The sequence below is a fragment of the Peptostreptococcus sp. MV1 genome (assembly GCF_000758885.1).
Classification (GTDB): domain Bacteria; phylum Bacillota; class Clostridia; order Peptostreptococcales; family Peptostreptococcaceae; genus Peptostreptococcus.
On record NZ_JRNB01000020.1, the window covers coordinates 1 to 15,734 of the forward strand.

The following is a 15,734-nucleotide window of genomic DNA, read 5'->3' on the forward strand; positions in this document are numbered from 1 at the left end:
ACTTTGAAAGCATTTTTGTTACCATCAACGCTATATATTATAGAACCCTTTTTTTGAAGTGAAATAAAATATTTACAAAAATTAAATGGAAGCAACTCATTTATAAAGGTTTTAGAATGAGGGCTTCCATTTTTGTTTGTGTTTATTTATCTAACTACTACTGCAAATCTTCTGTTTCCGTAGTTGTAGCACCTATCCACGATAGCTTGAGACTTCCAGTAGAAAAATGGTTTGCTACGGTTGGCCCCATCTGATTCATGGTTGTAGGGGTCTGCCACATAAAAGGCCTTCTTGACTGGATCATAGCCTGTTAGGAGGATTACATGGTTGTTGAATATTCTCCTAGTAGGAACTCCCTCTATTGGTAGGGTCTTGTAGTAGGCTGGCCCCCAGTGTAGGGTAGCGTAGACAACTACAGTGTTGCCATTTTGAATTTCCTTTATGATGTCTTCTATAGGAGCGCCTTGTATATTGACAACATTGCCGTATCTTTGTCCGTACTTGGCTAGGGGCTCAGGGTCTATAGTTAGAAATCTCCTGCTTTCATTGCCATATGGTGATCCTACATATCCCTTGGCAGGGTTGCTGCTAGTCTTTGGCATCCTGTTTAGGAAGGTTCTTAGGTCTAGGTTTGTATATCCCTTGCCCTTTAGGCCCATCAATAGGGATGTAGCTTCACATCCATTTGGGGCATAGACAGGTTTTAGCTGGGATACATAGGGAACCTTGTTTATTATTTTTCCTCCAGTATTGGGTCTATTTGCTTCTGGCTTGGATGGTTGAGGCTTTGGTTCTCTTGGTTTTACATCGGGTCTTGGCTGAGGTTTTTTTGGAGCCTCATTGTCTATAGGGTCTAGCCCCCTTGTCAATCTTTCTGTATTGGCTAGAGTCTTGTCTGATATAGATAGCTGTCCACCAACTACAAGTGCCTTCTTTATGTTGTGGTTTTTGAAATAGTCTATTACACTCTGGTCTATCTGGTCCTTTGATATCAGCAGTATAGGCGCGTCTATCTTTTGTGCAAGTGTAGATGCTGCTAGGGCATCTGGAAAGTTTTCACCGGATGCTAGGATGACAGTAGATGAGTTTAGGCTCTCTCCTATCTTGGCACTAGTTTCATAACGGTTGTTGCCACTAATCCTAGTGTGGCTATTGTAGTTATATTGGTTGGATATGGCTGTTGCTAGACCCTCTTGGATGCTGTTTTCTCCACCGACTATTAGGAAATTATCGTGGTCTAGCTCGTCTAGGGCTCCTTCTACTGCCTTAGGGAGTTCGTTACTCTTAGTTAGTAGGAGGCCTGCCTGATCAAGGATTGATGATGTAGCTAGGGCATCTGGGAATTTTTCTCCTGAGGCAAATACTACTGTTTTTTTGTTGGCCTGAGAGAATATTTTTTGACAGGTGTCGTACCTGCTATCTCCTGCTATACGGCTTACCTTTTTGATGCCTACGATGTTTGCTAGGTTTTTTTCTATGTTTTCTGATATGGAGTTGGGGCCACCTAGTATGATTAGGTCCTCTGCTTCCAACCTAGTTATTTCATCTATTATTGCCTGTGTTAACTGGTTTTGGACTAGGATGACAGAGTAGCGACCCTTTGTCAGGTTGGATGCTGCTAGGGCGTCCGGATAGTTTCTGGCATCTGCTAGTATTACGGTTTTCGATTTGGTATTTTCAAATTTACTGATTTCTATTGATGTCTCTACCCTTCCTGGACCAGCTATCCTCATAGTAGCCTGGTCTGATGATAGGAAGGCTGCTAGCCTTGAACTTGGGTCTAGCTTGGCTTCTTGGTCAGTGGTATTTGCTATGATTTCGTTGCTATCTGTAGTTGTAGATATACTTTCTACATTTGGGTTATTTGCCTGGTCTGCCAGGGTTGGACTAGTTGAGCTAACTAGCATGCCCATAGCTAGTAGGACGGCTATTTGGCTTTTTTTGAATTTCATTTCTGCTTCCTCCATAGTTTTTATAAATACTTATAATTTCATTTCTGTGGTCTAAATATTGATGAGAAGATTAATTCTATTTTAAATATAATCAATATAGTGTTAATTTTAACCACAACTTATATTTTACTATAAATAAAGCTTTTTTACAGTAACAATTTCATTACAGAAAAGATAAAATATGGCATTGAAAATTTTACTTATAATATGGATATATCATTCAAGTAAAATGAAATTCAACTCTGGATGGAAGAATTCTTTAGATATTTTTAGGAGTTTATTAACTATATTTGTGAATTTCTGGAAAGTATTGTAAATTGAAAACAATTATTATATTATAAGAGTGGAGATTGACAATTTAATAGGGAAAATGGAGGTAAAATAATGGTTGAAAAAGATTTATTTCAATTTTGTGGAAACACTAAAAGATACATTATAGAGGCCGTACTCATAAACTGTATAAGGTTGGGGGCAAATATATTGTTTTCATTTATGTTTGCGTCTGTACTGGCCTACTTTATCATTGGGACTCATGTATTTGATCCCAAGCTGGCCTATGCCCTAATAGCCTTGTCCCTGATAGTGAGACAGGTATGTGTAAGGGCGGTTACTAGGAAGAATAACCTAGTTGTATATGAGGTCAAGCAGAACCTGAGAAAGGCTATCTATAGCAAGGTATTGAGCCTAGGATCTCTTTACCAGGAGAAGATGACTACTCAGGAAATTGTCCACCTAGGTGTAGAGGGGGTAGAGCAGTTGGAAAACTATTTTGGGTCTTATCTGACTCAGTTCTACTACAGCTTTATATCTACCTTTGTCTTGTTCCTAGTTATAGCGCCTATTAATATCAAGATAGCTGTGGTCTTGTTGGTCTTGGCACCGATAATTCCCCTTTTCCTATTATTGATATTAAAGATAGTCAAGAATGTCCAGAAGAAGTACTGGTCTAAGTATGCAGATGTCGGTAACCTATTCTTGGATAGCTTACAGGGTTTGACTACTCTAAAGGTATTCAGGGCTGACGAGGCTAGGGGGCAGGAGCTTGACGAGATGTCTGAAGGTTTTAGGAAGGAGACCATGAGGGTCCTATCTATGCAGTTGAATTCTATCATGATAATCGACTGGATAGCCTATGGTGGTGCTGTTGCAGGTATCATAGTTGCCCTGAACGAATTTGTAGCTCTCAATATAAATATCTACCAGATAATATTGGTTCTACTTTTGATAGCGGACTTCTTTGTGCCAATGAGGACACTTACATCCTTGTTTCATGTTGCTATGACAGGGGTTACAGCCAGTGAAAAGATGTTGGACTTCTTGAACGAGGATACTAATATAGAGACTGGTAGCCATAGCTTTGAAAAGAATTCACCTATCAGTGTTAGGGCTATGAACTACTATTATCCGGATGGAACTCATGCCTTAAGGGATATCAATATGAATTTTGAGCCGGGTAGTTTGACTGCCCTAGTAGGTCCTTCTGGTTGTGGTAAGTCTACCCTAGCTTGTTTGCTAGCAGGTGAGTATAGGCATCCAGACCAGTCAATATATTATGGTAGCCATGAGTCAAGAGACCTTGCTAAGGGGGAAATAAGCAAGAATGTTATCAGGGTTACTCATGATGGACATATTTTCCAGGGTACTGTCAGATCTAACCTATATCTAGGTAATAGCCAGGCATCTGACCAAGACTATATAGAGGTCTTGAAGATAGTGAATTTATGGGATTTGTTCTCTGGCATGGAAGGCTTGGATACACCTATTTTGGCCCAGGGAAAGAACCTATCTGGTGGTCAGGCCCAGCGTTTGAGTTTGGCCAGAGCCCTACTGCATGACGCAGAGGTGTATATATTTGATGAGGCTACATCTAATATAGATATAGAATCAGAACAGGTAATTATAGATATTATAGAGGAGATATCCAAGAGAAAGACGGTAATATACATATCGCATAGGTTGGCATCTATAGTGAATGCAGATAAGATCTATGTGATGAAGAAGGGTCAGCTAGTCGAAGAAGGCAAGCATGATGATTTGATGGCTGCTAAGGGCCAGTATGAGAGCCTATTTAGCCAGCAGGAAGAGTTGGAATCATACAGGTCAACTAGTCTAGCTACAGACCAGGAAAGAGGTGATATCAATGACTAAGAGGAGGAGTTCACCCAAGATAATATCTCAATTAATTGGATTGATAGCCCCACTGAAATTGCAGATGACCTTGGCGATTTTGTTGGGTGTGATAGGATTTTTACTATCTTTCGGTATAGGTATACTTGGAGGTTATGCTGTATTAAGTGTCCTACCAGAAAATGTAAGCAGGGGCTTTGTTCACCTGCCTATTGGTGGCTACCAGTTCTCATGGTATGTGGTTGCCCTGATAGTGTGCGCAGTATTGAGGGGGGTCCTTCATTATATAGAGCAGTTCTGCAACCACTTTATAGCCTTTAGGATACTGGCAGAAATAAGGCACAAGGTATTCTATGCTATGAGGAAGTTGGCACCTGCCAAGCTAGAGGGCGAGAACCAGGGCCAGTTGATATCAATCATAATGGGGGATATAGAGCTATTGGAAATATTCTATGCCCATACGATATCACCGGTCATGATAGCCTTCTTCGTAACCATAGTACTGTTTGTATTCTTTGCCAAGATACATATATTGGTGGCCCTATTGGCCCTACTTGCCCAGCTGGTAGTTGGTGTCATAGTTCCAATTATAGCATCTGAGAGGGGCAAGGAAGTCAGCGTAAAGATTAGGCGTAATATAGGTAACCTAAATGGTAAGTTCCTGGACCAGTTGAGGGGTATCAGGGAAATTATCCAGTACGACAAGGGGGACCATGCCCTAAAGGAGATAGATGACAGTACTAGGCAGATACTAGACAGGCAGAATGAATTGAAGGACCAGATAGCAGCCCTACAGGCCAATACCGATTCGATTATAATAGTATTTTCTATCTTACAGTTGTTATTGTGTGCTAAACTGGTTATGGCTGGTTCAATTAGTCATTCCCAGGCCTTTATAGCAGTCTTGACTCAGATTAGTACATTTGCACCGTATATAGCCCTTGCCAACTTGGGTGGTACCTTGACTCAGACCTTTGCCTGTGGTGATAGGATACTTACACTATTGGAAGAAGAACCTATTGTCAAGGAAGTTGTAGATGGCAAGGATGTAACATTTGACGATGTAGATTTCAAGGGTTTGACATTTGCCTATGAGGATAGGAATATATTGACCGATGTCAATTTCAAGATTAAAAAGGGAGAGACCCTAGGTATCATGGGCAGGAGTGGCAGTGGTAAGTCTACCCTTCTAAAGCTATTGATGAGGTTTTGGGATCCACAGCAAGGATCTATATCAATTAATGGTGTCGATATCAAGGATATCAATACCCAGTCCCTATATTCAAATATAGACTATATGACCCAGACAACTATACTGTTTGCCGGTAGTATCAGGGACAACCTGAGGATAGCCAAGGCAGATGCTAGTGACGAAGAAATATACGAGGCCTTAAGAAAGGCATCTATAGATGAAGATATTAGGAAGTTAGACAAGGGCTTGGATACGAGAGTGTCTGACCTGGGAGATAATTTCTCTGGCGGAGAGAGACAGAGGATAGGTCTGGCTAGGTGCTTCCTTACAGATAGTCAGCTCTTGCTATTAGATGAGCCTACTTCTAACCTTGACTCCTACAATGAGGCGATTATACTCAAGTCGCTGATAGAAGGTAGCCAGGGCAAGACAATTGTCATGGTATCTCATAGGGAGTCTACTATGGGTGTATGTGATAGGATTATTAGGGTCAAGGATTCTAGAGTTATTGAGGGATAGTGACTTATATAATCACAAATAAATAATGAACGTTTGACTAAAAGAAGAGGACGGTTGCATTCTTGACGCAGGTAAATGAATGCTGACCCTCCTCTTTATTTATTGGTATCCTTATCGGACCTAGTTGTTTGATGGTTTCAGCAATTTTAATTTTAATACTCCAAATGTAGAAATAATGGCGAGAATATTCTCGCCATTATTTCTTTTTCATAGCCAAATATGATATAATGGCTAAGAAAAAGAGGGAGGTAGTATTGTCCATGAAAATTATGAATATATAGAATTCAACAAAAATGATATTTTAACACTTCATAACAAACTATATTCTTACTCTTATGTAAATCACAGGGGTAAATTTAAGACCATGGATAATACCATTATTGAGGTAGATGCTTGCGATTTTATTAAAAGCATACAAAGAATGTGATGATAGATTTAAGCTAATTGGAAAAGAAAAATTAACTTCGCCCGAAAGAGTGTTTTCCGTTATTCAAAAATCATTACAGCCTGTTTCTAAAAAAGATATTATGATTATTTGCCCAGATATCTCACAGAGGACAATAGAGCGAGCTTTAAAAGAATTACAGGACGATGAAAAGATAAAGCAAGTAGGTCGTGGTCGTTCGACAAAATATATTAAAACTTAAACTCTGGATAAGCGGAGTAGGTGGTTTGCAATCTGGAAAAGGAGGATATATAAGTGCAAATTGTTTTTGTAAATGTACTAGTTTTATTTATGCTATTATTTTTAGGGTTTATCCTGGGCAGGAGGAAGGTTATAGCCTACTCATCCATAAAGGACCTGACTAATCTTTTGATAGATGTCAGTATACCTTGTACGATTGTGGTGTCCTTGATCAAGCCCTATAGTTCCCTGTTGATGAGGAACACTGTTGAGGTATTTGTCGTGGTAATGATTTACCATCTTGTGGTGGCAGCCATAGCATATTTCCTGACAGGGGTCATGAAGGTCGACCCAAAGAAGAGGGGGTCTTGGATATTTGCCATAGTATTCTCCAACAATGGATTCATGGGCTATCCCTTGATGTATGCCCTTTACGGTAGTGATGGACTATTTATTATGGCTATGGGCAATGTTGCCCAAAATGTCCTGATATTCTCTCTTGGACTAAAGATAGTGACTATGAATTATGGTGGTGGAGATAGGATTAGGCTGAGGTCTATCATCTTCACCAAGCAGAATATCGCCGTTGTGATTGGCTTGATAATATTTGTGACTCAATTGGCAGTTCCAAAGCCAATTGTAACACTCTTGACATATGTGTCTAATCTGACAGTGCCACTATCAATGATGGTTGTAGGTATGTCCCTATCTAGGTATGAAGTCAAGAATATGTTCACTGACAAGGAAGTATACAGGCTTACCCTGGTTAGGATGATAATATTTCCAGCCTTGATGGTGCTGGCCTTTAGGTTGTTGAATGTAAATATCAGTGCTAGCCTTCCGATGGCTATATTGTTCTATACGGCAGCCCTACCATCTCCTGCCTTTACCAGTATAATGGCTGAGAGGTATAATACCAGTATAGGTTTTGCATCGAAATGCGTCTTTGTTACGACTATATTAAGTGTCTTGACGGTTCCATTTTTTGCGGGTCTATTATAGTGATTTAAAAGATTGACATAGAGTAAAAATACTTCTATGATGAGTATAATAAGGACAGGACCTTGGCTATATCAGCGGATAGTCGCATTCGACCTACAGTTATGAAGGCCAATGAAGAATATATCAAGGGTAATGGCCTTGTACTGAAAGAATTCAACCTATATCTAAATGGTCAGAAAGGATATTTCCCTGTATATCAATGCGAAAAATACTATAAGAAGTTTTCAGAGGACTTTAAGAGGGTCGACTCTATGAAGAAGAGGGAGCCATCTAAATTAAAAATGGACTTGATGATAAAGATAGACGGAAGAAGATATGAGTTTTTGATGAGGTCTATAATGGATATTAAAAACCCTATAGACAAGGAAATAGTGGTAAGGATTGATGGCAAAGAAGAGCTTGTATTGGATAAGAATGATACACTAACCGAGAGCATCAGCCAGTCATTCCGTGAAATATATATGGAAAAAACCAAATAGAAAAATAATCAACCAAAATAAGTGAAAATTTAATAGAAAATCTTGAAAAGACTTGACAAATATGTTAAAATAGTATACTGCTTACAATATATTTGCAGGTCTTTTTTGGTTGCAAAAAATATATTAAAAGCGATTATTTAGTTAGATTAGCAGCCTATAAAGTGGGCTCGAAAAGGTAAATTTCTATTGCATTTAATTACTGGATCGAGGTGGATTTAAGGCTGTATGACTCATAAATTAACAAATGCAATCAAAATTTAATTTAGTGAGGTGAAGATTGTGGTACCACATCCAGTCACGATTGGAAAAAGAGAAAGAATGAGCTTTTCCAAGATCAAGGAAATAGCTGACGTTCCAAACCTGATTGAAATCCAGGTGGATTCATACAAGTGGTTTTTGGAAGAAGGTTTGAAAGAGGTATTTACAGATATTTCTCCTATTGAGGATTATACAGGTAATCTGATATTGGAATTTGTAGATTATTCTCTAGATGAAAAGCCAAAATACGATATTGAAGAGTGTAAGGAAAGAGATACTACTTACTGCGCACCTTTGAAGGTCAGGGTTAGACTTATCAACAAGGAAACTGGCGAAATCAAAGAGCAGGAAGTATTTATGGGAGATTTCCCTCTAATGACAGACAGGGGTACCTTCGTTATAAATGGTGCCGAGAGAGTTATAGTATCACAGTTAGTTAGATCACCAGGTGTATACTATTCAGAAGAAAGAGACAAGACTGGTAACAGACTGATTTCTTCTACTGTAATACCTAATAGGGGTGCATGGTTGGAGTATGAAACTGATTCTACAGGTGTAATATCTGTAAGAGTTGACAGGACTAGAAAGCAGCCGGTGACAGTTTTACTAAGAGCCCTAGGTATAGGTACTGACGCAGAGATAATCAACCTATTGGGTGAGGACGAGAGAGTCTTGTCAACACTTGAGAAGGATAACACTACAAACGTCGATGAAGGTCTAATAGAAATCTACAAGAAGTTGAGACCAGGTGAGCCTCCAACTGTAGATAGTGCTTCATCACTATTAAATTCATTGTTCTTTGATCCAAAGAGGTACGACCTTGCCAAGGTTGGTAGGTACAAGTTCAACAAGAAGTTGGCTCTTTGCTATAGGATCATGGACAAGATTGCTTCTAGAGAAATCATAAATCCAGAAACTGGTGAAAAGTTTGCTGATGCAGGCGATAAGATATCTCTAGACCTTGCTAAGGAAATTCAGAATTCTGGAATCAATGCTGTCTGGATAGCAATTGATGATGATAAGGAAATAAAGGTTATAGGTAATAACTTTGTTGATATAAATGCTCATATCAGCTTTGATATATCCGACCTAAATATAAAGGAATATGTCCATTACCCAACATTGAAGGAATTCATGGAGACTTACCAGGATGAGGCCCAGTTGAAGGAAGTCCTAGCTTCTAACTACAAGAAGTTGGTTCCTAAGCACATCCTTCTAGATGACATAATAGCATCTATATCTTATGAATTTGGCCTATTCTACCTAATAGACGGTAAGGATAGGGTCGGTAATATAGACGACATAGACCACCTAGGAAACAGAAGAATCAGGTGTGTAGGTGAACTTCTACAGAACCAGGTTCGTATTGGTTTTTCTAGAATGGAAAGGGTAATTAGGGAGAGGATGACAGTCCAGGATATGGACACTATCACTCCACAGGCCCTAGTAAATATCAGACCTGTATCTGCTGCAATTAAGGAGTTCTTCGGTTCTTCTCAGTTGTCTCAGTTCATGGACCAGACTAACCCATTGTCGGAGCTTACTCACAAGAGAAGGTTGTCTGCCCTTGGACCAGGTGGTCTGTCAAGAGAGAGGGCAGGTTTCGAAGTGCGTGACGTTCACCACTCACACTATGGTAGAATGTGTCCGATAGAGACTCCAGAAGGTCCAAATATCGGTCTTATAAACTCACTTTCTACATATGCCAAGATAAATGAATATGGATTTATAGAATCTCCATATAGAAAATATGATAAGGTAAACAAGGTTGTAACTGATGAAATACATTACCTAACAGCTGATGAGGAAGACCTATATGTTAGAGCCCAGGCCAATGAGCAGTTGGATAATGAGGGTCATTTCGTAAACAGTAGGGTTATCTGTAGAACTGTACTAGGTGCCGTTGAAATGGTTCCAGAAGACAGGGTTGACTACATGGATATATCTCCTAAGCAGGTAGTATCAGTTGCCACAGCCATGATACCATTCCTAGAAAATGACGACGCCAACAGAGCCTTGATGGGATCAAACATGCAGCGTCAGGCAGTCCCACTAGTTAGAAGAGAGGCCCCTATTATCGGTACAGGTATCGAGTACAGGGCAGCCAAGGACTCTGGTGCAGTGGTAGTTGCAAAGAATGATGGTATAGTTGATAGGGTATCTGCTGACGAAATCATCATCAAGAAGGAAAATGGAGACAAGGATAGGTACAAGCTTTTGAAGTTCAAGAGGTCAAACTCTGGTACTTGTGTAAACCAGGCTCCAATAGTTAGCAAGAATGAAGAGGTTAAGGCTGGCGATGTAATTGCCGATGGTCCAGCGACTGACCTTGGTGAAATCGCCCTTGGTAGAAACTGTTTGATAGCTTTCATGACATGGGAAGGTTACAACTACGAGGACGCCGTTCTTATCAATGAAAGACTAGTAAAGGAAGACAGGCTATCTACTATTCATATAGAAGAATATGAATGTGAAGCTAGAGATACAAAGCTAGGACCAGAAGAAATCACAAGAGATATACCTAATGTTGGTGAAAATGCCATCAAGAACCTAGATGATAGGGGTATCATCAGGATAGGTGCTGAGGTAGACTCTGGAGACATCCTAGTAGGTAAGGTTACTCCTAAGGGAGAAACTGAGTTAACAGCTGAAGAAAGACTACTAAGAGCTATCTTTGGTGAAAAGGCTAGGGAAGTTAGAGATACTTCTCTAAAGGTTCCTCATGGTGAGTCAGGTATCATAGTTGATATCAGGATATTCACTAGGGAAAATGGAGACGACCTATCTCCAGGTGTAAATGAGTTAGTTAGGTGCTATATAGCCAAGAAGAGAAAGATCAAGGTCGGAGATAAGATGGCCGGACGTCATGGTAACAAGGGTGTTATCTCTAGAGTTCTACCAGAAGAGGATATGCCATTTATGGCTGATGGTACTCCTATGGATATCGTATTGAATCCACAGGGTATACCTTCTCGTATGAACATCGGTCAGGTACTTGAAATGCACTTGGGTCTAGCTGCCAAGAAGCTAGGCTGGCACGTTGCTACTTCAGTATTTGACGGTGCCAACGAGTACGATATAATGGATGCTCTAGAAATGGCTGGTTACCCAAGAGACGGTAAGTTGACTCTATATGATGGACGTACAGGTGAAACTTTCGACAATAGAATCACAGTTGGTTACATGTACTACTTGAAGCTACATCACCTTGTTGATGACAAGCTACATGCTAGAAGTACAGGACCATACTCACTAGTAACTCAGCAGCCACTAGGTGGTAAGGCCCAGTTCGGTGGACAGAGATTCGGTGAGATGGAAGTTTGGGCCCTAGAGGCTTATGGTGCATCTCATATCCTTCAGGAAATCTTGACAGTTAAGTCAGACGACGTTAAGGGTAGAGTTGAGACATATGAGGCTATCGTTAAGGGTGAAAACATACCAGAACCAGGTATGCCAGAATCATTCAGAGTATTGATGAAGGAATTGCAGTCACTATGTTTGGATGTAAGCGCTCTTGACCAGAATGGTCTACCAATAGATATCAAGGAATCTGTAGATGATGACGAAGAGGCTGTTGGTGAATTCAAGATAGAAAGCATAGTAACAGAGGATATAGAAGAAGGTCATATGATTGAAGAAGTAGAAGGCGATTCATATGATGAGTTTGATGATAATGAAGAAGGCGACTTTGAAGAAATCGAAGAATTTGTAGACGAAGATGAAGATGACAGCTTCGAAAGCGAAGATTCTTATGATGAATACGAGGATGAATTCTAGGTAGATTAGGATTTTGTCAGACGTTTATTGTCTACTGAGGTAAAGATGGTGGTGTCTTGCTAGCTGCCCATTTGGCGGTTAGGAGGATGCGTTTAAATAAAATAATAGTATCGAAAGAAGGGAGAGAACTCCTTGTTTGAATTAAACAATTTTGAGTCGATAAAAATAGGTTTGGCATCTCCAGAGAGAATCAGACAGTGGTCAAGAGGAGAGGTCAAGAAACCAGAAACAATTAACTATAGAACATTGAAGCCAGAAAAGGATGGTCTATTCTGTGAGAGAATATTCGGACCTACAAAGGACTGGGAATGCCACTGTGGTAAGTATAGAAGAGTAAGATATAAGGGCGTAGTGTGCGACAGATGTGGTGTCGAAGTCACTAAGTCTAAGGTAAGAAGAGAGAGAATGGGTCATATAGAGCTAGCAGCTCCTATGTCTCATATCTGGTACTTCAAGGGTATACCATCAAGGATGGGTCTACTACTTGATATGTCACCAAGGTCTCTTGAGAAGGTATTGTACTTTGCATCATATGTAGTTACAGATCCAGGAGATACTGGTCTAGCCTACAAGCAGGTATTGACAGAAAGAGAATACAGAAATGCTGTAGAAAAGTATGGCTATGAATTCGAAGTTGGTATAGGTGCAGAGGCAGTAAAGAAATTATTAGAAAATATAGATCTTGATGCTCAGTCAGATGAGTTGAGAGAAGATTTGATGGATGCTACTGGTCAGAAGAGGGTTAGAACTATCAGAAGACTAGAGGTTGTTGAGGCCTTCAAGAAGTCAGGTAACAAGCCAGAATGGATGATCCTAGAGGCTATCCCAGTAATACCACCGGACCTAAGACCTATGGTTCAGTTGGATGGTGGTAGGTTTGCTACATCTGACCTAAATGACCTATACAGAAGGGTTATAAACAGAAATAACAGATTGAAGAGACTTCTTGAATTAGGAGCTCCAGAAATCATAGTTAGAAATGAAAAGAGAATGCTACAGGAAGCTGTAGATGCCCTAATAGACAATGGTAGAAGGGGAAGACCGGTTACAGGACCAGGTAATAGACCTCTAAAGTCACTATCAGATATGCTAAAGGGTAAGCAGGGACGTTTCAGACAGAACCTACTAGGTAAGAGAGTTGACTATTCTGGTCGTTCTGTTATCGTAGTTGGTCCAGAGCTAAAGTTCTACCAGTGTGGTCTTCCAAAGAAGATGGCCCTTGAACTATTCAAGCCATTTGTAATGGACAAGCTAGTAGAGAGAGGCTTTGCCCACAATATCAAGTCTGCCAAGACTATAGTTGAAAAAGTGAAGCCAGAAGTTTGGGATGTGCTTGAAGAAGTAATCAAGAGCCATCCAGTTCTACTTAACCGTGCCCCTACTCTACATAGACTAGGCATCCAGGCCTTTGAGCCAGTCCTAGTAGAAGGTAAGGCTATAAAGCTTCATCCACTTGTTTGTACAGCCTACAATGCAGACTTTGACGGTGATCAGATGGCTGTCCACGTGCCACTATCAGTAGAGGCTCAGGCAGAGGCAAGATACCTAATGCTATCAGTAAATAATATACTAGCACCTAAGGATGGTGCCCCAATAACTACTCCTTCTCAGGATATGGTTCTTGGATCATATTATTTGACAATAGAGGCACAGGAAGGTGCCAAGGGAACAGGCTCAATATTCAAGGACTACAATGAACTATTGCTAGCCTACTTCAACCATAAGGTAGAGTTGCACGCCCTAGTAAAGATGAGATTAACTCTAGATGACGGCAGGTCTTCTCTAGTAGAATCTACAGTGGGTAGGTTTATCTTCAACGAAGGTATACCTCAGGACCTAGGATTTGTAGATAGAGACAAGGATCCGTTTAGCCTAGAAGTAGACTTCCTTGCAGATAAGAAGTCTCTAGGAAAGATAATAGACAAGTGCTTTAGAAAGCATGGAAATACTAAGACAGCAGAACTTCTAGACTATGTAAAGGCTATGGGTTACAAGTACTCAACAGTTGGTGGTATAACAGTTGCCGTTGCTGATATGGATATACCAGAAGCTAAGTACACATACATCAAGGAAGCTGAAGCCTTAGTAGACAAGTATGAAAAGGCCTACAGAAGAGGTCTGATATCAAATGACGAAAGATACGAAAAGGTAATAGAAACTTGGACTGAAACTACTGAGAAGGTAACTGATGCCCTAATGGATGGTCTAGACAGAATGAACAACATCTTCATAATGGCCCATTCAGGAGCCAGAGGTTCTAAGAACCAGATTAGACAGCTGGCAGGTATGCGTGGTTTGATGGCCAATGCATCAGGTAAGACAGTGGAAATCCCGGTTAAGTCCAACTTCCGTGAAGGTCTATCAGTAATGGAATACTTTACATCTTCACATGGTGCCAGAAAGGGTCTAGCCGATACTGCCCTTCGTACAGCCGATTCAGGTTACTTGACAAGAAGACTAGTTGACGTCAGCCAGGACGTCATAGTTAGGGATGTAGATTGTGGAACTACAGAGACTACAGATGTATTCGCTATCAGGGATGGTAACGAAGTTATCGAGGACTTGAGAGACAGAATAATCGGTAGGTATACAATAGATCCAATTCTGCACCCAGAAACTGGTGAAGAAGTGGTTCCAGGTGACCATATGATTTCTGAAGACGATGCAGACAAGATCATAGATTGTGGTATTGAAAAGGTTCAGATTAGAACAGTTCTAAACTGCAAGACTGAACACGGTGTGTGCGCTAAGTGCTACGGTAGAAACCTAGCTACTGGTAAGCCAGTAAATATTGGTGAAGCAGTAGGTATCATAGCTGCACAGTCAATTGGTGAACCAGGTACCCAGCTTACAATGCGTACCTTCCATACAGGTGGTGTAGCCGGTGGAGATATCACACAGGGTCTTCCTAGAGTCGAGGAACTTTTCGAAGCTCGTAAGCCAAAGGGTCTAGCTGTTATTACTGAAATATCAGGTAGGGTAGAAGTTGATGAAACAGCCAAGAGAAAAGAAGTAGTGGTTACTTCAAATGAAGGCGAAGCAGAAACATACCAGATACCATACGGCTCAAGGCTAAAGGTAAAAGACGGTGACTATGTAGAAGCTGGTGAACCTTTGACTCAGGGTTCTATCAACCCACACGATATAGTTAGGGTTAATGGAATCGGCGGTGTACAGGACTACATCGTAAAGGAAGTACAGAGAGTATATAGGCTACAGGGTGTTGATATCAACGATAAGCATATAGAAGTAATAGTAAGACAGATGCTATCTAAGGTAAAGGTTGAGGATCCAGGTGATACAGACCTACTACCAGGTGGATACGAAGAAGTCCTTACATACAACAAGTGTAATGAAGAAGCTCTTGAGCAGGGGCTAAGGCCAGCAGTGGCTAAGAGGGTCCTACTAGGTATTACAAAGGCTTCTCTTGCAACAGATTCATTCCTATCAGCCGCATCATTCCAGGAGACTACAAGAGTTCTTACAGACGCTGCTATCAAGGGTAAGGAAGACCACTTGATAGGTCTAAAGGAGAATGTAATCCTTGGTAAATTGATACCAGCAGGTACAGGTATGAAGAAGTACAGAAATATAGCTATAGAAAAGGAAGTTGAAGAGGCCGCTGAAGAAGCAGTTGAAACAACAGAACAGCTACATAGCGACTATGACCTAGACGAAATGATCTAGGAAACTGATTGATAGTTCAGTTGGAAATATAGTGGAGATAAGGTATTCTAGCAGTATATTGGGGTTCTATAATATATAGCGTTGATGGTAACAAAAATGCTTTCAAAGTCGTAAGA

Annotated in this window: 8 protein-coding genes; 7 read left to right on the forward strand and 1 reads right to left on the reverse strand. The window is 40.5% G+C overall.

The annotated features are described in order from the left end of the window. Window positions 1-146: 146 nt before the first annotated feature. Window positions 147-1,952, reverse strand: a complete 1,806-nt coding sequence (locus tag HMPREF1639_RS08895; protein WP_052045378.1) for a cell wall-binding repeat-containing protein — start codon at window positions 1,950-1,952, stop codon at window positions 147-149. Window positions 1,953-2,336: 384 nt separating this feature from the next. Here HMPREF1639_RS08895 and HMPREF1639_RS02060 point away from each other — a divergent pair, with 384 nt between their 5' ends. The 7 genes from HMPREF1639_RS02060 to rpoC all read left to right on the forward strand — a co-directional run bounded on the left by HMPREF1639_RS02060 (window position 2,337) and on the right by rpoC (window position 15,618). After that, a complete protein-coding gene (locus tag HMPREF1639_RS02060) occupies window positions 2,337-4,100 on the forward strand; it encodes an ABC transporter ATP-binding protein/permease (protein WP_036762763.1) in 1,764 nt (587 codons plus the stop codon). Further along, window positions 4,093-5,790, forward strand: a complete 1,698-nt coding sequence (cydC, locus tag HMPREF1639_RS02065) for a thiol reductant ABC exporter subunit CydC (protein ID WP_036762765.1) — start codon at window positions 4,093-4,095, stop codon at window positions 5,788-5,790. The genes HMPREF1639_RS02060 and cydC overlap by 8 nt, the downstream gene beginning before the upstream one ends. Before the next feature lie 389 nt (window positions 5,791-6,179). After that, a complete protein-coding gene (locus tag HMPREF1639_RS02070; protein WP_052045379.1) occupies window positions 6,180-6,437 on the forward strand; it encodes a hypothetical protein in 258 nt (85 codons plus the stop codon). Between the two features lie 53 nt (window positions 6,438-6,490). Continuing rightward, window positions 6,491-7,417 carry an AEC family transporter gene (locus HMPREF1639_RS02075; RefSeq protein ID WP_036762766.1) on the forward strand — a complete coding sequence of 309 codons (927 nt, stop codon included), beginning with the start codon at window positions 6,491-6,493 and terminating at the stop codon, window positions 7,415-7,417. A 101-nt stretch (window positions 7,418-7,518) separates the two neighbouring features. After that, window positions 7,519-7,896: a hypothetical protein gene (locus HMPREF1639_RS02080; protein WP_207640736.1), complete on the forward strand. Its 378-nt coding sequence runs from the start codon at window positions 7,519-7,521 to the stop codon at window positions 7,894-7,896. A 318-nt stretch (window positions 7,897-8,214) separates the two neighbouring features. Continuing rightward, window positions 8,215-11,931, forward strand: coding sequence for a DNA-directed RNA polymerase subunit beta (rpoB, locus tag HMPREF1639_RS02085; RefSeq protein WP_156955929.1), 3,717 nt, complete (start codon window positions 8,215-8,217; stop codon window positions 11,929-11,931). A gap of 132 nt (window positions 11,932-12,063) precedes the next feature. Further along, window positions 12,064-15,618, forward strand: coding sequence for a DNA-directed RNA polymerase subunit beta' (gene rpoC, locus HMPREF1639_RS02090; protein WP_036762769.1), 3,555 nt, complete (start codon window positions 12,064-12,066; stop codon window positions 15,616-15,618). The last annotated feature ends 116 nt before the right edge of the window (window positions 15,619-15,734 follow it).

Bases quoted from the DNA above. Each gene is read 5' to 3' on its own strand.
- HMPREF1639_RS02080 (WP_207640736.1), top strand. From the start codon at position 7,519: ATGAAGGCCAATGAAGAATATATCAAGGGTAATGGCCTTGTACTGAAA.
- HMPREF1639_RS08895 (WP_052045378.1), bottom strand. From the start codon at position 1,952: ATGAAATTCAAAAAAAGCCAAATAGCCGTCCTACTAGCTATGGGCATG.
- cydC (WP_036762765.1), top strand. From the start codon at position 4,093: ATGACTAAGAGGAGGAGTTCACCCAAGATAATATCTCAATTAATTGGA.
- HMPREF1639_RS02070 (WP_052045379.1), top strand. From the start codon at position 6,180: ATGCTTGCGATTTTATTAAAAGCATACAAAGAATGTGATGATAGATTT.
- rpoB (WP_156955929.1), top strand. From the start codon at position 8,215: ATGAGCTTTTCCAAGATCAAGGAAATAGCTGACGTTCCAAACCTGATT.
- HMPREF1639_RS02060 (WP_036762763.1), top strand. From the start codon at position 2,337: ATGGTTGAAAAAGATTTATTTCAATTTTGTGGAAACACTAAAAGATAC.